Annotated in this window: 15 protein-coding genes and 1 pseudogene; 8 read left to right on the top strand and 8 right to left on the bottom strand. The window is 65.4% G+C overall.

What is annotated here, in order from left to right:
- Positions 1–61: 61 nt before the first annotated feature.
- The 3 genes and pseudogenes from P5W99_RS31010 to P5W99_RS31020 form a co-directional block, all read right to left on the bottom strand.
- Positions 62–1,003 (bottom strand): annotated as a pseudogene (locus P5W99_RS31010) (acyl-CoA synthetase); the annotation flags it as partial.
- On the bottom strand, positions 1,000–2,865 hold the full coding sequence (locus tag P5W99_RS31015; protein WP_421028462.1) for an AMP-binding protein: 1,866 nt from the start codon (positions 2,863–2,865) through the stop codon (positions 1,000–1,002). The pseudogene P5W99_RS31010 and the gene P5W99_RS31015, both read right to left, overlap by 4 nt.
- A 61-nt stretch (positions 2,866–2,926) precedes the next feature.
- Positions 2,927–3,619, bottom strand: coding sequence for a hypothetical protein (locus P5W99_RS31020; protein ID WP_421028463.1), 693 nt, complete (start codon positions 3,617–3,619; stop codon positions 2,927–2,929).
- Positions 3,620–4,286: 667 nt separating this feature from the next.
- On the opposite strand from P5W99_RS31020, the gene P5W99_RS31025 reads away from it, so the two are divergent.
- The 3 genes from P5W99_RS31025 to P5W99_RS31035 all read left to right on the top strand — a co-directional run bounded on the left by P5W99_RS31025 (position 4,287) and on the right by P5W99_RS31035 (position 6,214).
- Positions 4,287–4,547 (top strand): phosphopantetheine-binding protein, encoded by a 261-nt coding sequence (locus tag P5W99_RS31025; RefSeq protein WP_035529598.1) that lies wholly within the window; start codon positions 4,287–4,289, stop codon positions 4,545–4,547.
- Positions 4,548–4,617: 70 nt separating this feature from the next.
- The gene (locus P5W99_RS31030) at positions 4,618–5,397 is read left to right on the top strand and encodes a glycosyltransferase family 2 protein (protein ID WP_421028464.1); all 780 of its coding nucleotides are present in this window, start codon (positions 4,618–4,620) and stop codon (positions 5,395–5,397) included.
- Between the two features lie 34 nt (positions 5,398–5,431).
- Positions 5,432–6,214: an alpha/beta fold hydrolase gene (locus P5W99_RS31035; protein WP_421028465.1), complete on the top strand. Its 783-nt coding sequence runs from the start codon at positions 5,432–5,434 to the stop codon at positions 6,212–6,214.
- 16 nt (positions 6,215–6,230) lie between these two features.
- On the opposite strand, the gene cobA is transcribed toward P5W99_RS31035, so the two are convergent.
- Positions 6,231–6,992, bottom strand: a complete 762-nt coding sequence (gene cobA, locus P5W99_RS31040; RefSeq protein WP_421028466.1) for a uroporphyrinogen-III C-methyltransferase — start codon at positions 6,990–6,992, stop codon at positions 6,231–6,233.
- A gap of 512 nt (positions 6,993–7,504) precedes the next feature.
- Between cobA and nirB the strand changes: the two genes are divergently transcribed.
- The 3 genes from nirB to P5W99_RS31055 are packed head-to-tail and all read left to right on the top strand — an operon-like array spanning position 7,505 to position 14,707.
- The gene (gene nirB, locus P5W99_RS31045; RefSeq protein ID WP_421028779.1) at positions 7,505–10,096 is read left to right on the top strand and encodes a nitrite reductase large subunit NirB; all 2,592 of its coding nucleotides are present in this window, start codon (positions 7,505–7,507) and stop codon (positions 10,094–10,096) included.
- A 36-nt stretch (positions 10,097–10,132) separates the two neighbouring features.
- Positions 10,133–10,492: a nitrite reductase small subunit NirD gene (gene nirD, locus P5W99_RS31050; RefSeq protein WP_434666019.1), complete on the top strand. Its 360-nt coding sequence runs from the start codon at positions 10,133–10,135 to the stop codon at positions 10,490–10,492.
- A 30-nt stretch (positions 10,493–10,522) separates the two neighbouring features.
- Complete coding sequence (locus tag P5W99_RS31055; protein WP_421028468.1) at positions 10,523–14,707, top strand: molybdopterin-dependent oxidoreductase; 4,185 nt, start codon at positions 10,523–10,525, stop codon at positions 14,705–14,707.
- Between the two features lie 87 nt (positions 14,708–14,794).
- On the opposite strand, the gene P5W99_RS31060 is transcribed toward P5W99_RS31055, so the two are convergent.
- Complete coding sequence (locus P5W99_RS31060) at positions 14,795–15,118, bottom strand: hypothetical protein (RefSeq protein WP_421028469.1); 324 nt, start codon at positions 15,116–15,118, stop codon at positions 14,795–14,797.
- A gap of 49 nt (positions 15,119–15,167) precedes the next feature.
- Between P5W99_RS31060 and cynR the strand changes: the two genes are divergently transcribed.
- On the top strand, positions 15,168–16,067 hold the full coding sequence (cynR, locus tag P5W99_RS31065) for a transcriptional regulator CynR (RefSeq protein ID WP_421028470.1): 900 nt from the start codon (positions 15,168–15,170) through the stop codon (positions 16,065–16,067).
- Positions 16,068–16,117: 50 nt separating this feature from the next.
- Here the strand turns inward: cynR and P5W99_RS31070 are convergent, their stop codons facing one another.
- Entirely contained in the window at positions 16,118–16,342 is a 225-nt protein-coding gene (locus P5W99_RS31070) for a hypothetical protein (RefSeq protein WP_421028471.1), read from the bottom strand.
- Between the two features lie 120 nt (positions 16,343–16,462).
- Positions 16,463–17,386, bottom strand: coding sequence for a bifunctional Delta(1)-pyrroline-2-carboxylate/Delta(1)-piperideine-2-carboxylate reductase (gene lhpI, locus P5W99_RS31075; protein WP_421028472.1), 924 nt, complete (start codon positions 17,384–17,386; stop codon positions 16,463–16,465).
- 132 nt (positions 17,387–17,518) lie between these two features.
- On the opposite strand from lhpI, the gene P5W99_RS31080 reads away from it, so the two are divergent.
- Positions 17,519–18,268: a FadR/GntR family transcriptional regulator gene (locus P5W99_RS31080; RefSeq protein ID WP_434666025.1), complete on the top strand. Its 750-nt coding sequence runs from the start codon at positions 17,519–17,521 to the stop codon at positions 18,266–18,268.
- 23 nt (positions 18,269–18,291) lie between these two features.
- Here P5W99_RS31080 and lhpH read toward each other — a convergent pair whose 3' ends face one another.
- Positions 18,292–19,299, bottom strand: a complete 1,008-nt coding sequence (lhpH, locus tag P5W99_RS31085) for a trans-3-hydroxy-L-proline dehydratase (protein ID WP_421028474.1) — start codon at positions 19,297–19,299, stop codon at positions 18,292–18,294.
- Positions 19,300–19,564 lie beyond the last annotated feature (265 nt).

The following is a 19,564-nucleotide window of genomic DNA, read 5'->3' on the forward strand; positions in this document are numbered from 1 at the left end:
GCGCGGCAATGTCCGCATGCGCCGGCGTTGCTTTTGCCGCCTGGGTGGCCGGCGCCGGTTGGGCCGGTTGCGGCTTCTTCTCGGCCTGGTCCGCTTGTGCGGTCTGCCAGAAGTCGAAGTAGTTGAACCAGTTATACGGCGCCGCGCGGCAATGCTTGTCGAGCAGCGCGACGTAGCGCACGAGCGCCGCATCGACGGCGGCCCGGCGCGCTTCGCGCGGCGTATCGGTGAAGTCGGCGACCAGCTCGAAGTGCACGTCGTAGCGGTTGCTGCCGCGATACAAACCGGTCATGAAGATCACCGGACGCCTGAGCATCGCGGCCATGTAGAGAGGCCCGAGCGGGAACGCCGCGGGATCGCCGAGAAAGGCCATGCGGCGCGTGGAGCTGGCGGCGTCGGCAAGCAGCGTGCGATCGGCGAGCATGCCCACGAGGCAGTTCCGGTCGAGCCGCTCGTTCACCTGCAGCATCGAATCGACTTGCCCGAGCGCGATCACCTCCGGCTGCGCGGTTGGGTTCACAGCGCCGATCGTCGCGTTGATCTTGCGTGCGTTCTCGTCGAACATCGTCACGACTACGCGCATGCCGGGCCGCGTGCGTCCCAGCGCGCGCACCACCTCGAAGCTGCCGAGGTGGCCGCCCATCAGGAACGCGCCGCGTCCTTTCGCGAGCGCGGCGTCGACGAGCGTGTGCCCCTGCGGGCGAATGTCGAACAGATCGAAGCGATTGTTGATCAGATAGATGCGGTCGTGGATCGTCGTCGCGAAGGTGAACACGTGCTGGTAGATGTCGCTCCATCGGGCGGGGCGGCCCAGCGCGCGGCGCAGGTAGTCGCGCGAGGCGGCGCGCGCGCGCGGCGAGAACAGCACGTAATAGACGGCGATCAGATGCAGCAGGCCGCGCGCGGCGGTGCGGCCGAGGCGCAGCGAAAGCCAGGTCATGGCGCGCAGCAGCAGCGCGCTGCCGCGCTCCTGGCGTTGGGCCCAGTCGGTGCGCCTGGTCATGGTTGAAGCCCTTCCTGCGAGCCTGCGCGCGTGGCGCACGCTGGTGAGGCGGCCGTCCTTGGGACGGGGGATGGTTCGGTGGACAGCGTCCCGCTCGCCACGTCGCGCTGGCCCGCGCGCACGGTGAAACGGATCGCGCCGCTGGCCGTGGCGTCGAAGTCGAGATCGAGCGCCTCGCCCGGCCAGGCCGGGCTCAGGAACTTCGCGGCGCTCAGGCGCCACGCTTGCATCGGGCGGTTCAGGGCCGCACCGATGGCGTCGATGGCGTGGTCGAGCAGCACGACGCCAGGCACGATCGGATGGCCTGGGAAGTGGCCAGGCAGCGCGGGGTGATCGGCGGGAATCGTGAAGGAGCGCGCGGAGGCGGTGCTGCTTGTGCAACTGGCGCGGCTTGCCTGTGCCGCTGCCGCCGCCGCTGTTTCACGCGCGTGCTGTGCGATGAGCGCCGCGAGCCCGTCGTGCGGGAGCTTGCCGGTTTCGTTGCGGGGCAGCGACTCGACGAACACTAGCGGGCGCGGCATGAATGCGGCGTCGATGCGCTCGCGCAGCGCGCGCTGCACGCTGGCGGCCGTGAGCGTGGGCGCCACGACGAGCGCGGCGAGGCGCGTGACCGCGCCTGTGCCTTCGCGATCGGCGCGCGCGTTGGCATTGGCGAGCGCGGCCGAGTCCGGCATGAAGAACACGCCGTCGGCCACGCCCGGGATCGCGTTGAGCTGATGATTCAGGTAGGCGAGCGAAGTCCGCTTGCCCGCGATGTTGATGAGGTCGGCCTTGCGCCCATGCAGCAGGAAGTGGCGCTCGTCGAGCAGTTCGAGCGCATCGCCCATCGGCATGGGTTCTTCCACGTGAGCGCCCGAGACCCAGAACGTCGGCCCTTCGTCACTATCGTCGCGCTCGTTACTTGCCGCTGCACGCGCCTCCAGGCGGACGTGCGGCATCAGTTCCCACGTCGCGCCCTGCGCAGTGCGCCGGGTCGCGATCTGGCCCGTCTCGGTGCTGCCATAGATCTCCACGAGCGGCGCGTGCAGACGCGTCTCGGTCTCGCGGGCGAGCTTTTCGGCGAGCGGGGCGGTGGCGCAGAGCACGAGCGCCGCTTCCGGCAGCGCCGCGTCGCTCGCGAGCAGCGCGCGCAGGTGGATGGGTGAGCTCACGAGCACGCGCGGCTGCGGCACGGCCTCCAGTTCGGCGCGGATATCGAGCGGATAGAACGGCTGCCGGTTGCTGAACGCAAGGCCGCCGATCAGCGCCAGCAGCACGGTCGATTCGAAGCCGAACATGTGCTGCGGCGGCACCGTGCCCACCACGGTATGGGTGGCGGCGCCCGCCTCGGGCAGCCCGAGGCGTTTGGCCGACGCGCGCACGTTGGCCACCAGCGAGCCCCAGGTCTTGCGATGCGGCACTGGCGCACCGGTTGAGCCCGAGGTGAAGATGCAGGCCATGATGCGCGACGCGTCGATCTGCGGTACATCGAGGGGCGCGTCGTCCTGCGCGTTGTCGTTCGAGCTGATGTCGGAGGCGGCTGGCGCGGCGTCGGGGTAGCGAAAGCGCGGCAGGTCGATGGTGCAATCGGCGCTGTCGTGCAGACAGAACGCGTCGGGTGCGAACGAGGCGAGTTGGCGGACCATCTCCGGCGTCTGCGTGGACGGCAGCAGGCTGATGCGCCCCGCCACCAGCGCAGCGCACAGGCTCACGGCGAAGCGGTAGCGGTCGCGGCAGACGTTGAACACGTGTGCGCCCGGCGGCAGCGCAGCGGCCACTCGCGCGACCTCGGCGAGGAACGCGCGCGCCGTGACCGGCGAGCCGTCGCGCCAGGCAATGATCTGGTGGGGCGAAGCGTGAAAAACGAGCGGATAAGTCGACATAACTTCAGTTGAACCGGAAACAGGGGGCGGCGCTGCTGCGCGCCGCCAGTCGCGCGGGGATTCACTCATGGCACGGGTGGACCGTTCGGCCCGCGTGGTTCGGATGCCCGGCGTAACCGCGAGCCGACGATTGCCGGTACGCGCGAATCGCATCGAGCATGCGGGCGGACGGCTCGCCCCGCAGCACGAGGCGCCGGCACGCGTGCTCGACGACGAACATCGCCCCCACCAGTGGCAACGCCAGGTAATTGGCGAAGGTCGCCCAGGCGACGGTCGGCGCGGCGGCGAACAGCAGCGTCGAAACCGCGGCAATGGCGACGAAGAACACCGTCCACCCGACCGTGATCTGCCGCGTGTAGCGCGCGACAGCCGGCGTGAGCGAGCCATGAATCATCGTCGCGAACTGCGTGCAAAGCGGCACGCGCGCCTTGGCGAGCGTGCGGCCGAACACCAGCGCCATCCCGAGATTGAAGCTCACGTGCTCGATGTACAGGCCCCATTCAAAATGGCGCGCAAGCGGCATGCGCGCGGCCCACAACGCGGCGGCCGCGAGCGCCCAGAGCGGCAGCAGCCAGCCCCGGCGCGGCGAACGGGCCGCCGCAACCAGCGCAATGGCCAGCGGCGGCACCAGCGCCATGGCGAGCCCGAAACCGTGCTCGCCGGGTGTGGCCACCGCGTGATGAGCCAGGATCTGGTACGCGACCACCGCCCCAACCGCGAGCGCCGCGCGCGCGAAGCCTGCGAGCGTGCTCATCGCAGTCCTCCGGGCCGGCGCTGCCGGCCATGAGCCTCGCGCATGTGTTGTCCAGGATGCGCGCCCCGCACGCCGGCCTCGCCGGTGGCCGCGAGGCAAACCGGCAATTTTACCGGAACGGGGTCCGGTTCGAGGCGAAAGCAACAGGGCGGGTGCGGCACGGCGAGTTCGGCTCCATGGGTGGGAATGCGACCAGTCAGTTCTCTCATGACGGGTAGCGGACGGTTATTCACGCACTTTGATGCCCGCGCGCAACATATATGTCGTAGGAATAGCTGGTCGCACGAGGGCGACACGCATATTTTAAGATGGCGACGGACCATCGCCGGAATGGCGCGCCCCCGGTTTGTAACCGTTTGTATGTCCTCGCGCGCAGCTGTGCGGGCGTCCGAACCGGATGCGCGCAATGCCGCGCAAGCGTCTGGCGCGTTCGCGTCCCTGAATTGGCGCGGCGCGCGTCCGACCCCTTGTAACCTTTCAGCGGCGAGCACCGTATACGCCCCGATACCCATCGTCTAGAATCCGCGTAACTTTTACTAAACGAACCCCAAAATCAGACAGGTGGGGCACCGGGCAGGCGCCGGGAGGGGCGGCGGGGAGCACGTGCGATGCGTGCGCCGTGTCGCCGGTTGCGCGCCGCCTGTGCGCCAGCTGTCGGGCACGCATGATGAACGCACTGGAAAAAGAGCTTGCCGCGCTGATCGTCGGCGAACTGAATCTCGAGGACGTCTCGCTCGACGACGTGAGCGCAGACACCCCGCTCTATGGCGAGGGCTTTGGGCTCGACTCCATCGACATTCTGGAGATCGCGCTGCTGATCTCGAAGAAGTACGGCTTCGAACTGCGCTCCGACAATCCCGATAACGAAAAGATCTTCGCGACGCTGGGCGCGCTGGCCGCCTGCGTGGAGGCCAATCGCGTGCGCTGAACGCGCTCGATGCCGCTCGAGGGGCAGCATCGCCTTGTCCGTATTTCGTTTCATGCAATCGCTCGCTTCCATGTCCACGCCGGCCGTTTCATCCACGCATCTCGTCCTGATTCCGAGCTACAACCCGGGCTTCAAGGTCGACGAGACCGTGCGCGCTGCGCGCGCGTGCTGGAACCCCGTCTGGGTGGTCGTGGACGGCAGCACCGATGGCAGCACCGAGCGCCTGCAGGCAATGGCGGCGAACGACCCGGGACTGCGCGTGATGGTGCTGCCCACCAATTGCGGCAAGGGCGGCGCGGTGCTCGCGGGCATCGAGGCCGCGGCGGCGTGCGGCTTCACGCACGTGCTCACGCTGGATTCCGACGGCCAGCATCCGACCGAATTGATTCCGCGCTTCATGGCCGCTTCGCAGGCGCAGCCCGATGCGATGGTGCTGGGCCGGCCCAAATTCGACGCGAGCGCGCCTTGGGTTCGCGTGCAGGGGCGACGCCTTTCGAATCTGTTCGCGGATATCGAAACGCTGTGGGCCGGGATTGGCGATTCGCTTTACGGCTTTCGCGTCTATCCGATCGAGCCGCTCAAGACGATCATGCAGCGCCATGCGTGGATGCGCCGCTTCGATTTCGATCCCGAAGCGGCGGTGCGGCTTTGCTGGGCCGGCGTGCAGCCTATCCAGATCGAGGCGCCGGTGCGCTACTTCAGTGCGCACGAGGGCGGCGTTTCGCATTTCAATTACGTGCGCGACAACCTGCTGCTGACGGGGATGCATCTGCGGCTTCTGGGCGGCTTCGGCTTGCGGCTCCCTTTGCTTGCGGCAAAAAGAGTGTTGGGGCGGAGGGAGACGGCGTAGCGGCGCGCGTGGGTATCAGGACCAAGGACCGAGGATGGATGAGTTCGTTATCGACGAAAGAGGCAATGTTCTTCGCTATTTCGATCTGCATTCCGGGCGTGAGGCTTTTGAGCCGCTCGTTTATATTCACGGTTTGGGCTGCGCCTCGAGCAGCGATTACCCGCCCGTAGTCAGCGCTCATTCGTACGCGAAGCGCAGGTCGTTGCTGGTCGATCTCATGGGCTCGGGCTTTAGCGACAAGCCACGGGACGGACATTATCATTCGCAAGCGCAGGCAGCAGTCTTGTCGGACTTTGTCGAGAGCCACGGTTGCTCGCGCGTGAACCTGTTCGGCCACAGCGCCGGTGCATTCGTTGCACTGAAACTCGCACAGACGCCGCCGATTCAGATGCGCACGCTTATACTGTGCGAACCGGGGCTGACCGAATACGGCATTGCTAGGTTGTCCGAAATTGCGTCGCAGACAGAAGAGCAATTCGTCGACGGCGGGTTTGCGCATTTGCTGGCGCAACTGAAAACCCAAGGCGGCAACGATGCGTGGCTGGGGCCATTTTCCGTGGCGTCGCCTTATGCCATCCATCAATGGGCCCAGTCGGCCATCGAAGATAATTCGAGCCATTGGCTCGATGATCTGGCCAGGCTGAACGCGATAAAAGGCGTGGTCCTTTCCGATGCGGCAACGCGCGACGAGATTGCGAAATTCGAGCAAGCCGGCTGTACCGTTGAACTCGTGGCCAACACCGAGCATATGATTGCGTACGACAACCCCGATGGTCTGGCGCGGGCCATTTCGAATCTTCTCAACCTCGGCGAATAGGGCGGTCGCTTCCTCGCTACGCGCTGCGCAATAGCGACACCTGCGCGTCGAACGCAGCCAGCGTAACCGCCTCCCCAATCGCATCTCCCACGAGAATGATGGCCGGGCTGCCGAGTTCCGCTTGCGTCGCCGCAGCGGCGATGGTGCCGAGCGTGCCCGTCACGCGGCGCTCGTTCGCAGTGCCGGCCCATTGCACCACGGCAGCCGGCGTCTCGCTCGATAGTGCTTGTGCGAGCGTCGCGCACAGCGTCTCGATGCGGCTCATCCCCATATAGATCGCGAGCGTCATGCGCGTGGCGGCGAGCGCGCGCCAGTCCGGTTCGCTGTGGTCGCGCAAATGCGCCGTCACGAAAATCACGCCCTGGCAGTGGTCGCGATGAGTAAGCGATACGCCGAGGCCCGCCGCTGCCGCAAATGCAGACGACACGCCGTTCACGATCTCCACAGGAATCTGCGCTCGTCGCAGCGCCGCGAGTTCTTCGCCCGCGCGGCCGAACAGCAGCGCCTCGCCGCCTTTCACGCGCACCACGTGAAGGCCCTTGCGCGCATGGCGCTGCATGAGACGCTCGATGAACGCCTGCGGCGTGGAACGGCAGCCGCCGCGCTTGCCGACCTTGATCACGCGCGCCTGCGGGGCGAGCGACGCAATCTCGGGATTCACGAGGTCGTCGAGCAGCACGACGTCGGCGCATGCGAGCGCTCTGGCCGCCTTCAGGGTCAGCAGGTCGAGGTCGCCGGGACCTGCGCTCAATAAGGTGACCTTGCCCGTCGGATTCATGTTTGTCCTTTCGCGTTGGTTCAGTTTGTTCGTTGATGCCTTCATGCAAATTCCAGACCAGCGCGCAACGAATCGGTCGATGCCCGTCCCCTTCGCCGCCTCTCGCGGGCGTGCACCGATTTGACAAGCTGTGCGAATGCATCGCCGTGGCGCACCGAACGCGCACAGCAAGCGTGCTGCATGGCACCAAATTTGTGCCGGGCCCCGTCGCGGCGCACCATGGTTCGTGGGAACCAGGCCGCGTAGAAATTCGCGTGCGCCCCGCCATGCGGGGCTTGTGGAGATTTTGCGCGAATTGGCACGGTGCTTGCATAACGATCCGCGAACAGGATCAATGGCGATCCGGCGGCCGGCGATCCGGCTGCCATGTTGCAGCGTGGCAGTGCAAATCGATTCAATCTCAGGGCAACGGCGTCCCCCGAGTCTGGCTTCTCGCGAGCCAGATTCGCGGGACGCCTTTTTATTGGGCAGGGGCTACAGGCATGACGCAATCAACGCTCGCAGTGGACGGTCTGGACATCGTCGTCATCGGTCACGGCATGGTGGGCCACAAATTTCTGGAGTGCGTGCTCGCCGACGCCGCAGCATCAAGCGTGCGGAACCTGCGCGTGACGGTGCTCTGCGAAGAGCCGCGTCCCGCATATGACCGCGTGCACCTCTCCGAATTCTTCGCCGGCAAGTCCGCCGAGGATCTCTCGCTCGTGAGCGACGGATTCTTCGAGCGCGACGATGTTCGCCGCAGTGTGCGCCTCGTGCTGGACGCGAAGGCTGTTGCAATCGATCGCGCGGCGCGGACCGTAAGCGTGTCCAACGGCGAGACGCTTTCATACGACAAGCTCGTGATCGCGACGGGGTCGTCGCCGTTCGTGCCGCCGATCGCAGGCAACGATCGTACGGACTGCTTTGTTTATCGCACCATCGAGGACCTCGAGGCGATGCGCTCGCGTGGCGCCAGCGCGAAGTCGGGCGTGGTGGTGGGCGGCGGTCTGCTCGGGCTCGAATGCGCGAAGGCCCTGCGCGACCTGGGGCTCGATACGCACGTGGTCGAGTTCGCGCCGCGGCTGATGGCCGTGCAGGTCGACGAAGACGGCGGCCGCATGCTGCGCGGCAAGATCGAAGCGCTGGGCGTGAGCGTGCATACGCAGAAAAACACCACTGCTATCGTCGATGGCGAAAGCGCCGCCAACCGCATGGAGTTCGCCGATGGCACGCATCTCGAAGCCGACATGATCGTGTTCTCGGCCGGCATACGCCCGCGCGACGAGATCGCGCGGGCCTGCGGGCTCGAAGTGGGCGTGCGCGGTGGCATCGTCATCGACGACGCTTGCCGCACGAGCGACCCCGATATCTACGCGATTGGCGAATGCGCCCTGTGGCAAGGCCAGATTTTCGGCCTCGTGGCACCGGGCTACGATATGGCGCGCATCGTCGCAAAGACGCTCGTGGGCGACGCGGCAAGCGCGTTCGAAGGCGCGGACCTGAGCACGAAGCTCAAGCTGATGGGCGTGGACGTGGCGAGTATTGGCGACGCGCACGGCAAGACGCCGCGCAGCCGCTCCTACCGCTTCGCCGACGAGCGCCGCGAGGTCTACAAGAAGATCGTGGTGTCCGAATGCGGCAAGCATCTGCTCGGCGCGGTGATGGTGGGCGATGCAAGCGAATACGGCACGCTGCTGCAAATGATGCTCAACCGCATCGAGCTGCCCGAATCGCCCGAGTTTCTGATCCTTCCGCAAGCCGATGGCAAGGCCAAGCCCGCGCTCGGCGTGGAGGCGCTGCCCGAGGAGGCGCAGATCTGCTCGTGCAACAACGTCTCGAAGGCGCGGATCTGCGAGGCGGTGCGCGAAGGCGCGACGAGCATCGGCGCGATGAAGGCCGCGACCTGCGCGGGCGCGTCGTGCGGCGGTTGCGTGCCGCTCGTCACGCAGATCATGAAGTCGGAGATGCGGCGCCAGGGCGTGGCCGTCAACAATCACCTCTGCGAGCACTTCCCGTATTCGCGCCAGGAGCTCTATCACCTCGTGCGCGTGGAGAACATCAAGACCTTCGGCGCGTTGCTCGCGAAGCACGGCCAGGGGCTCGGCTGCGATATCTGCAAGCCGGTGGTGGGCGGCATTCTGGCCTCGTGCTGGAACGAGTTCGTGCTCAAGAAGGAGCACGCGAGCCTGCAGGATTCGAACGACTATTACCTCGCCAATATTCAGCGCGACGGCACCTATTCGGTCGTGCCGCGCATGCCGGGCGGGGAAGTCACGCCCGAGGGCCTCATCGCCGTGGGCATGGTGGCGAAGAAGTATGGCCTCTACACGAAGATCACGGGCGGCCAGCGGGTGGACCTGTTCGGCGCGCGTGTCGAACATCTGCCGTTCATCTGGGAGGAGTTGATCGACGCGGGCTTCGAATCGGGGCATGCCTACGGCAAGGCCGTGCGCACCGTGAAGTCGTGCGTGGGCTCGACGTGGTGCCGCTACGGCGTGGGCGATTCGGTCGGCCTCGCGATCGAAGTAGAGAACCGCTACAAAGGCTTGCGCGCGCCGCACAAGATCAAGTTCGGCGTGTCGGGCTGCACGCGCGAATGCGCGGAGGCGCAGGGCAAGGACATCGGCATCATCGCCACCGAGCGCGGCTGGAATCTCTACGTGTGCGGCAACGGCGGCATGAAACCGCGTCACGCCGAACTGCTCGCGTCCGATCTCGACCGCGCCACGCTGATCCGCTACATCGACCGCTTCCTGATGTTCTACGTGCGCACGGCGGACCGCCTGCAGCGCACGAGCGTGTGGCGCGACAACCTCGAAGGCGGCCTCGACTATCTGGTCGATGTGGTCGTGCACGACAAGCTGGGCCTCGCTGCGGAACTGGAAGCGGAGATGCAGCTCGTGGTGGATACCTACGAGTGCGAGTGGAAGAAGGCCGTGACCGATCCGCAAACGCGCAGGCGCTTCCGCCACTTCGTCAATAGCGACGCGGGCGACCAGCACGTGACCTTCGTCGAGGAGCGCGGCCAGATTCGCCCCGCCACGCCCGAGGAGCGCCAGCACATTCCGGTGCGTGCGCAGCACCAGGCGCTTGCCGAAATTCCCGTTGTCATCGAAGCGGTTTGAGTGTTACCGAGTCCCTTCACTTACGAGGAGTACGAAATGAGCCACATCGCCAGCCACGCAATCGCGCAAAACACCTGGGTTCCCGTTTGCCAACTCGACGACATCGTGCCCAACACGGGTGTGTGCGCGCTCGTAGGGGGCGAGCAGATCGCCGTGTTCCATATCGACGACGGCGACGCGCGCGTGTTCGCCATCGGCAACTACGACCCGAACTCGCAGGCCGCGGTGCTCTCGCGCGGACTCGTGGGCAGCCTGGGCGAGCGCATCGTCGTGGCGTCGCCCATCTACAAGCACCATTTCGATCTCTCGACCGGCGAGTGCCTCGAGGACCCCGTGCGTTCGGTGAATGCGTTTGCCGCACGCGTGGAAAACGGCCAGGTTTGGGTTTCGGCCTGATTCTTTTATAGCCACGGATTCGAGCCGTACATGACCGAAAAAACCGTCAAGAGCGTTTGTCCGTACTGCGGCGTGGGCTGCGGGATGGTGTTGCACGTGCAGGACGGTGAAGTCACGAAGATCTCCGGCGACACCGAGCACCCGAGCAACTTCGGGCGTCTGTGCACCAAGGGTTCGTCGGCGCACGTGGCGCTGCGCAAGTCCGGGCGGCTCGAACGCGCTTTCGTGCGTCACGCGCGCGACGAAGACCCCGTGCCGCTGCCGCTCGCGCAGGCCATTGCCGATACGGCACGCCGCCTGCGCGAGACGCTCGATACACACGGCCCGGACGCGCTCGCGTTCTATGTGTCGGGCCAGATGTCGATCGAGGCACAGTACCTCGTGAACAAGCTCGCAAAGGGCTTCGTGGGCACCAACAACATCGAGTCGAATTCGCGCTTGTGCATGGCGAGCGCGGGCAGCGGCTACAAGCTTTCGCTAGGCGCGGACGGGCCGCCTGGCTCTTATCAGGATTTCGATCGCGCCAACCTGTTCCTCGTGATCGGCTCGAATATGGCGGACTGCCATCCGATTCTGTTTTTGCGCATGATGGACCGCGTGAAAGCGGGCGCGAAGCTGATCGTGGTGGACCCGCGCCGCACCGCGACGGCGGAGAAAGCCTCCCTGTTTCTGCAGATCAAGGCAGGCACCGATCTCGCGCTGCTCAACGGCCTGTTGCATCTGCTGCATGAGAACGGCCATACCGATGCCGCGTTCATCGAGCAGTACACCCAGGGCTGGGATGCGATGCCGGCCTTCCTCGGCGACTACACGCCGGAGAAAGTGTCGGCCATCACGGGGCTGGCGGAGGACGATATCCGCCGCGCCGCGCGGATGATCGGCGAAGCGCCCGAGTGGACGAGCTGCTGGACCATGGGCCTGAACCAGAGCACGCACGGCACATGGAACACGAACGCAATCTGCAATCTGCACCTGGCGACGGGCAAGATCTGCCGCCCCGGCAGCGGGCCATTTTCGCTCACGGGCCAGCCCAATGCGATGGGCGGGCGCGAGATGGGCTATATGGGAGCGGGTTTGCCGGGCCAGCGCTCGGTGCTCTCGGAAGACGACCGCGCGTTCGTAGAGGACCTCTGGCGCGTGCCGCACGGCACGCTCACGACGCGGCTTGGCGGCGGCACCATCGACATGTTCTCGCGCATGGCGGCGCGCGAGATCAAGGCGTGCTGGATCATCTGCACGAACCCCGTGGCTTCGGTCGCCAACCGGCGCACCGTGGTGGAGGGCTTGCGCGCCGCCGAACTCGTGATCGCGCAAGACGCCTTTCTGGACACCGAAACGAATCAGTACGCCGACGTCCTGCTGCCCGGCGCGCTGTGGGCAGAGGCTGAAGGCGTGATGATCAATTCCGAACGCAACATGACGCTCATGCAGCAGGCGATCGAGCCGCCGGGCGAGGCCCTGCCTGATTGGCAGATCATCGCGCGCGTGGCTTGTGCGATGGGTTACGAGGGCGCGTTCAGCTACACGAGTGCGACGGAGGTGTTCGACGAGATCGTGGCGTTTTCGAATCCGAAGACGGGCTACGACCTGCGCGGCGCGAGCCACGCGAAGCTGCGCGAGACGCCGCTGCAATGGCCCTGTGCGCCTGAGGAAGGCGCAGCGCAAAGCGACCGCAATCCGATTCGCTATCTGAACGATGGCGTCAGTCAAACCCTGCGCGAGGACGAACGCGGCAGCCGCCCGCGCATCGTTTTTCCCACGCCGCATGGCAAGGGCGTATTCTTCGCGCGGCCTCACGTGGCACCTGCCGAGTTGCCCGATGGCACGTTTCCCATCGTCTTCAATACGGGGCGCTTGCAGCACCAATGGCACACCATGACGAAGACCGGCAAGGTGGCCATGCTCAACAAGCTTAATCCTGCGCCGTTCGTCGAGATCCACCCCGAGGATGCGGGCGCGCTAGGCATCGCCGCCAAGGACCGCGTGGAGGTGCGTTCGCGGCGCGGGCGCGTGGTGCTGCCCGCCGTGGTGACCGACCGCGTGCAGCCTGGCAATTGTTTCGCGCCAATGCACTGGAACGACGTATTCGGCGAAGAGCTTTGCGTGAACGCGGTCACGAGCGATGCGATCGATACGCTTTCTCAGCAGCCCGAATTGAAATTTTGTGCCGTTGCGCTTGCGCGCGTGGCGCCTGAGCCTGACCGTCTCGTGACAGACAAGCACGATACCGGCGCGGCTCATCCGTCTCAGGAACTCGACATGTCACGAATCGATGCGTTTGCGAATCTACTCGACCTCGGCGCGGTGGCCGCGCCGGAACTCAACGATACGGAGCGGCGCTATCTCGCGGGTTTCGTCGGCGGGCTGCGTTCGTCGAAGACCGAGGCACAGGGCCGCGCCGTAGCGGTGCCCGTGCTGCCCGCACACGCGCCGTTTCCCGCGAGCACGCGCGCGTGGCTCGACGGTCTGCTGGCGGGGCTGTTCAGCCGGGGTGAATCGGGCATCGAGCCGGCGCTCGAAGCGGTTCATGTGCATAACGACAAGCCGGTCGAAAAACCAGGCGCCGTGCGGATTGCCCATACTCGCCCGAAGGTGGTTCTGCTGTGGGCTTCGCAAACGGGCAATGTGGAGTCGCTCGTCGAACGCTACGCCATGCAACTGATGGAGTCGGGCTTCGAGATCCGCACCGCGTGCATGGCCGACTACTCGCTCGCGCATCTGGAGAAAGCACAATACGCATTGTTGATGACCAGCACCTTCGGTGACGGCGACGCGCCCGACAATGGCGAGCCGTTCTGGTCGGCGCTCAAAGCAGAGCATGAGCCGCGCCTTGCCGCGTTGCGTTACGCGGTGCTCGCGCTAGGCGATCGCAATTACGACTCGTTCTGCGGCCATGGCCGCAATCTCGACGCACGTCTCGAAGCGCTGGGCGCGCAGCGCTTGATGGCGCGCCAGGATTGCGACACCGATTACCAGAACAGCGCGGATGCATGGCTCGACCGCGTGGTCGCCCGCATCAAGGAAGAAGACGCCGCGCTGCATGCCGTGCCTGCGGGCGGCTCGATTCCCGAGGTGCTGCCCGGCTGCGCCGCGACCAAAGCGCGCCCGGCCGCGTCGCGCCTCATTCACAACGTGCGTCTGAACATGCAGGGCGCGGTGAAGGACACGCGCTATTTCTCGCTCGCGACGGTCGGCGGCGACGGCATGGGACTCGAATACGAAGTGGGCGACGCGCTAGGCGTATGGCCGACCAACTGCCCCGCGCTCGTGGACGAATTGCTCGCGCTCACGCGCCTTCCCGCCGACGCGCCAGTCGAGGTGCCAGGCGTGGGCGATATGCGTCTGGCGGACGCGCTTGGCAAGCATTACGAGATCGCGCGGCCCGGCCCCGACGCGCTTGCGTTCATCGCATCGCGCACGCGCGGGCAGGGCCTGAACGAACTGCTGCGCGACGAACGCAAGGGTGATCTCAAGAACTGGTTGTGGGGACAACAACTTGCCGATGTGCTGCACGAATTCCCCATCGATCTCTCGGCGAAGGAATTGACCGGCATGCTCAAGCGCTTGCAGCCGCGGCTCTACTCGATCTCGTCGAGCCCGAAGGCGCACGCAGGAGAAGTGCATCTGACCGTCTCGGCGGTGCGCTACAACAATGGCCGACGCGAGCGCAAGGGCGTGGCCTCCACGTTCCTCGCCGACCGTGCGACGGCCGCCAGCGTGCCCGTGTTCGTGCAGAAGAGCACGCATTTCCGCCCGCCGCGCCACGGCGATACGCCGATGATCATGGTTGGCCCCGGCACGGGTGTCGCGCCATTTCGCGCCTTTCTGCACGAGCGGCGCGCGCATGGCGACACGGGCCGCAACTGGCTCTTCTTCGGCGAACAGCACGCGGCCACCGACTTCTACTATCGCGACGAGCTGGAGCGCATGCGCGACGATGGCCTGCTCAGCCGGCTCGATCTTGCGTTCTCGCGCGACCAGAAAGAGAAAGTCTACGTGCAGGACCGCATGAGCGAGCATGGTGCGCAGCTATGGGCGTGGTTGGAGGAGGGGGCGCATTTCTACGTGTGCGGCGATGCTAGCCGCATGGCCAAAGACGTGGATGCCGCATTGAAATCGGTCGTCGCGCAGCATGGCGGTATGAGCGACGATGCGGCCGGCGAGTATGTCGGCCAGATGACGCGCGAACGCCGCTACGTGCGCGACGTGTATTGAGCGTTAACCGCGATTGGCGCACGCTGGCATGCGGCGATCATGCCGGCTGCGCCGTGAACTCACATTCGTGAACTCACACCCGTGAACTCACATTAACGCGTGGCCGGCACGCCGGATGCGGCGCGAGCGCCGTGAGCGCGCGCCCCGCTGGCGCGTGGGCGCGTCGCCCAGTCCTGCGAACGGGCCGTTTGCAGCGCTCTTCTGCGCGAATTTTTCGGGCATGAGGAGCGCGCAGAGAAAAGTCAGGCTGGCGCCTGCCGTGACGGCAACGATGGACATTGTGAAGGCCTCGAACATCCTGTCCCCCAAACGGTAGAATAATGGCGCGCCGGCCAGCGCTCTAGCCATGCCGGCATTTAAGCGCAACTTTGCATCGATTCCATTCTGCGCATCGCGCACGAGCGAGTCCAAGACGATATTACGATCGTTGCTATAAGTGCGCCTTATGGAGGCCGCCGCCTTGTTGCTCCGTCCGATCCGCTACGTGCTCACCGTGGCCGAGTTGAAGAATTTCACGCGCGCTGCGGAAGTGCTGCACGTTTCGCAGCCGGCGCTTTCACAGCAGATTCGTCAGCTTGAAGCCGAACTGGGCGGCGCGCTTTTCGACCGCAGCGGCCGCACGATCAGTCTCACGGATTTCGGGCGCGTCTATATCGAACACGCCCGCATGGCGCTCGAACATCTCGACGCCGGCAAGCGCGCGTTGCAGGACGTGCGTGGATTGACGCGCGGCTTACTGCGGCTCGCCTACGCGCCGACCTTTGCCGAATACCTGATCGGCCCCGCGCTGCGCCGCTTTCACGCGACGCATCCGGCCATTGCCGTGGAAGTGAGCGAGCGGCCGCTCGACGAGATCGAAGCCGGCCTCGAGCGCGATGCGCTCGATCTGGGCATCGGCTTCACCGACGTGCGCTCGGAGAGTATCCAGGCCCAGCCGCTGTTTGCCGAGCATATTGCGCTGCTCGTGGCGAGCGGGCATCCGTTGGCGCGGCGGCGCAGCACGGTGACGGCGGAGCAGCTCGATGACATTCCACTCGCCTTGCTGAGCCCCGACTTCGTGGTGCGCAAATTCGCCGACGCCTACTTTCACGCTCACCAGTTGCGCCCGCAGGTCCTCGTGCAGGCCAATGCAGTCGGCACCGTGCTCAAGCTGGTGAAGGACGGCTCGCTCGCGACGCTGCTGCCTTCGACGGTGCTGCGCGAGCACAAGGGCCTCGCGAGCGTGCCCGTGACGCCCGCGCTGCCGCAGCGCACCGTGGCGCTGCTCGCGCGCCGCCGCGCTTCGCGCACGGTGGCGGCGCAGGCGTTCGAGACGCTGCTGTTCGAGATGATTGCAGAGGAAGGGCTCGCGACGGCCTGAGCCGTCGCGTTGCCGGTGAGCCGCCGCGCTGTCCATGGCGCGGCGTGCTGCTAATGCGCTTTGCGCCGCCAGATCTCGTGGCCCGCACAGACTGCGAGAAAGACGCCGAACAGAATTGCGGCCACTGAGGCCGATTGATCGCCAGCGCCGGCGTGAGTGCCCAGATGAATCGCGTGGAGCCACAGCCCCGCACCTGTCGCCACGGCCACGAGGCCCAGCACGACACCCAGCGCCAGCACCACAACATGTTCCCGTGGACGTTGCCGAATCGTCATATCGCTCCCCGACGAGCGTGTCCATGCTCACGCGGGCGGCGAGGTGCACCACCCGCATGGGATAACGATACGCTGCTCCAAACGGCGCGTCATCAGGAATCGGGGAGGGCCGCCTACGGCTTACGCCGCGTGGCCGATCCGCGCCCGCGCGGCCCGGCAAGCAGCCAGATCCCATGCGGCGCAGCCCACGCTTTTGAAAAAGACCGGGGCTGCGGGCGCGAGGCTTCCCTCGATGGCATCGGCAAGCGTGTGCACGTTTGCCCAGTCGAAGCCGGCCTGAATCAGATCGCCCGCTTCGTGCTTCGCGCCGGCAGGGTCGTCGACCACGACGAAACTGCTGTCCACGGTCGTCTTGCCGACTTCCACCATCGCGGGCGTGAATGCGCCCACGCCGACTACCAACCGCCCGGCCCGTGCGGGTGCGGTGTACACGGGCGATTGACTCGTCGTGACCGTCACGACGACATCGACCGAATCGGGAACGTCGCCATCGAGCGCGCGGAGATTGGGCGTAATCGCGCGCAATGATTCGACAAAGCGCTGCGCGCGTTCCGGCGTCGATCCCTTGATGAGCATCCGCGCATGCGGAAAGAGCGCCGCAAACGCCTCCACATGATTGACGGCCTGTTTTCCGGTCCCGATGATCAGGATCTCCTTGGGTGCGCCCGCATGCAGGCACATGACGCCCAGCGCACTAACGGCAGCCGTGCGGCGCCCGGTGACCGTGGGGCCATCGAGCACGAACAGCATTTCGCCCGTGAACGCATCGCACGCAATGACCTGCCCGTGAATGGTGGGGAGCTGCCGCTTGCCGTTGCCGGGGCAGACATTCACGAGCTTGTGGATCGCGATATCGCTCGCGCTCGAAGGCATCGAGAGCATCACGCCGCCTTCCTGCAATGGAATGACCAGACGTTCAGGACTCGCGATTTTTCCGGCGGCGTATTCCACGATGGTTGCGCGCAGCATTTGCACGAGCGCCGGATAGTCGAGCAACGCGGCAGTGGCTTGTGCGTCGAAGGTTTTGACGGGGGAAGGGGTCATGGCTTTGGAGAAGTCGCTGAACTGGATTCAAGTGGATTCAATTTAAACCAGATTTGGGCGATTATCAATCCATGAATCGAGCGTCTGGCGCAGAAGTGGTATATTGAAAACCAACGCATCGAAAGATCCAACATGGCCTCCGCACGCATCGATTCCCCCGCGAACTTTCGCCCTCTACAGATTTACGAGCAGGTCTCCGAAAAGATCCGCGCGGAAATCCGGGCTGGCAGGTACCTTCCCGAGTCGCGCCTGCCTTCGGAGCGCGAGCTCGCCGCTTTGTTCGGTGTGGGGCGTCCTGCCGTGCGCGAGGCGATCGGGGCGCTCCAGAATGAAGGCCTCGTTGTCACGCGCAGAAACTCCGGCACGTATGTCTCGGCGAATGCGCCTGAAGTTCTCGCGCGCGGCAGCGCGCTATCGGGCAGCGGGGAAGCCGGTTCGGTCGAGGCGGATTACAGCCCGTCGGCAACGCTGGATGTCCGCCTGATTATCGAGCCCGCGATCGCGCGCCGCGCGGCGGCCCACAAGAAGCGGGATGCGCTCGCCGAGCACTATCTCGCCCAGATGGAAACGCTGACCGACGTTTCGGATCCCGAAGAACGTGCGCTCTGGAACAATAGCGACCGCCTGTTTCATCGCCAGCTTGCGGTGATGACGGGCGACGCGCTGCTGGTGAAGCTGGCCCAGGAGATTGCCGACACAATGGACCAGTCCTTGTGGAAGCGCCTCAAGGACGACGGCATCTACGATCCCGCCCGAATCCGTCTCTACGTTGCGGAGCATCGGCTCATTTACGAAGCCATCGTAACCGGCGACGCGGACGCCGCCGCGTTCTACGTGGAGCAGCACATTCACCGCGTCCAGCGCGATATCGCGCCGGCGTGATCCGGCGCGATATTGCCGCGCGATCAGCGCACGAGAAAACCGTACGTCAGCGGGTCGCGCTCGTCGATGATCCATTGTGCAAAGCCGCTGATATACGCTTCGCCCTCGACTTCGGGAATCACGGCAGGCATGCCTTGAACCGACGTCTCGCGCAGAACCCGGCCTTTGAACACCGTCCCGACGATGGATTCGTTCACGAGCGTCTCTCCGGCCTTGAGCTCGCCGCGCTGATAAAGCTGGGCGACGCGTCCGCCGGTTCCCGAGCCCGTGGGAGAGCGGTCGACCTCGCGGTCGGCGAACACGCAGCAATTGGCCTGGGTCGATCCAGCATGACGCGGCTCGTTGGCGATGATAGTGCCGTAGATATGATTGATTTCCGGAATCTCCGGATGCTGCACCGGGAAGGCCTTGTTGGCGGCTTCCTTGACCTCGGCGCCAAAGCGAATGAGCTTCTCGACCGCCGATTCGCGCACCGGCAGATCGAAAGGCGCGCCATCGACATAGAAATAAAACGCACCGCCATAGGCAATATCGCCCGTGACCTTGCCGAAGCTCGGCGTGTCCACGGTGACGTCGCGCTTCCACAGGAATGACGGCACGTTCACGAAGCGCACGCTGCCGGCGTGCTCGCCGTCCCATTTGACGAACGCCTCGATGAAGCCGCAGGGCGCGTCGATGCCCACCCGCGTTTCGGGCATCGTGCGCTGCACCCAGCCCAGCTCGACCGCCGCCGTCGAGAGCGCGATGACGCCGTGGCCGCAATGGTCGCTATATCCTTCGTTATGCAGAAAGATCACGCCGAAGTCGGCGCCCGGCGATACGGGCTCGGTGAGATAGCCGCCATACATGTCGGCGTGGCCACGCGGCTCGAACATCAACGCGCGGCGAATATCGTCGGCGTTGTCCTTGAGCCACGCGCGGCGCTGGACGATGGTGTCGCCGGGCAGGCGCGGCAGACCGCTCGTGACGATGCGGAAGGCCTCGCCGCCGGTGTGGACTTCGACGGTGGAAATGGTGCGGGTCGGTTTCATGAAAATCGGAAGGTCAGGCGGATTCAGGCGAGTCTAGTAATATTGGTTTTGGAGAGACCAATGTATTGCACTGGTGGTGCGATAGCAAGCACTTTTCATAAAATGCATCGATTATGGTCCTTGAAAAAACCAGATTGAGTTCCAGACGGCCGCCGCCAAAAACAAAATCGCCCTTGCAGCGACACACGCTGCAAGGGCGATTTACATGAATGAGGCAAGGGCGCCTCGTGCCGGGCGAGGCCCGGCAGGGCCTCCCGGCTTCGAG

It is taken from the genome of Paraburkholderia sp. A3BS-1L (assembly GCF_051125215.1).
In the GTDB taxonomy this organism is placed as follows: Bacteria; Pseudomonadota; Gammaproteobacteria; order Burkholderiales; family Burkholderiaceae; genus Paraburkholderia.

Coding starts and splice junctions, on each gene's coding strand:
- P5W99_RS31015 (WP_421028462.1), bottom strand. CDS start 2,865: ATGTCGACTTATCCGCTCGTTTTTCACGCTTCGCCCCACCAGATCATT.
- P5W99_RS31020 (WP_421028463.1), bottom strand. CDS start 3,619: ATGAGCACGCTCGCAGGCTTCGCGCGCGCGGCGCTCGCGGTTGGGGCG.
- P5W99_RS31025 (WP_035529598.1), top strand. CDS start 4,287: ATGAACGCACTGGAAAAAGAGCTTGCCGCGCTGATCGTCGGCGAACTG.
- P5W99_RS31030 (WP_421028464.1), top strand. CDS start 4,618: ATGTCCACGCCGGCCGTTTCATCCACGCATCTCGTCCTGATTCCGAGC.
- P5W99_RS31035 (WP_421028465.1), top strand. CDS start 5,432: ATGGATGAGTTCGTTATCGACGAAAGAGGCAATGTTCTTCGCTATTTC.
- cobA (WP_421028466.1), bottom strand. CDS start 6,992: ATGAATCCGACGGGCAAGGTCACCTTATTGAGCGCAGGTCCCGGCGAC.
- nirD (WP_434666019.1), top strand. CDS start 10,133: ATGAGCCACATCGCCAGCCACGCAATCGCGCAAAACACCTGGGTTCCC.
- P5W99_RS31055 (WP_421028468.1), top strand. CDS start 10,523: ATGACCGAAAAAACCGTCAAGAGCGTTTGTCCGTACTGCGGCGTGGGC.
- P5W99_RS31070 (WP_421028471.1), bottom strand. CDS start 16,342: ATGACGATTCGGCAACGTCCACGGGAACATGTTGTGGTGCTGGCGCTG.
- lhpI (WP_421028472.1), bottom strand. CDS start 17,386: ATGACCCCTTCCCCCGTCAAAACCTTCGACGCACAAGCCACTGCCGCG.
- P5W99_RS31080 (WP_434666025.1), top strand. CDS start 17,519: ATGGCCTCCGCACGCATCGATTCCCCCGCGAACTTTCGCCCTCTACAG.
- lhpH (WP_421028474.1), bottom strand. CDS start 19,299: ATGAAACCGACCCGCACCATTTCCACCGTCGAAGTCCACACCGGCGGC.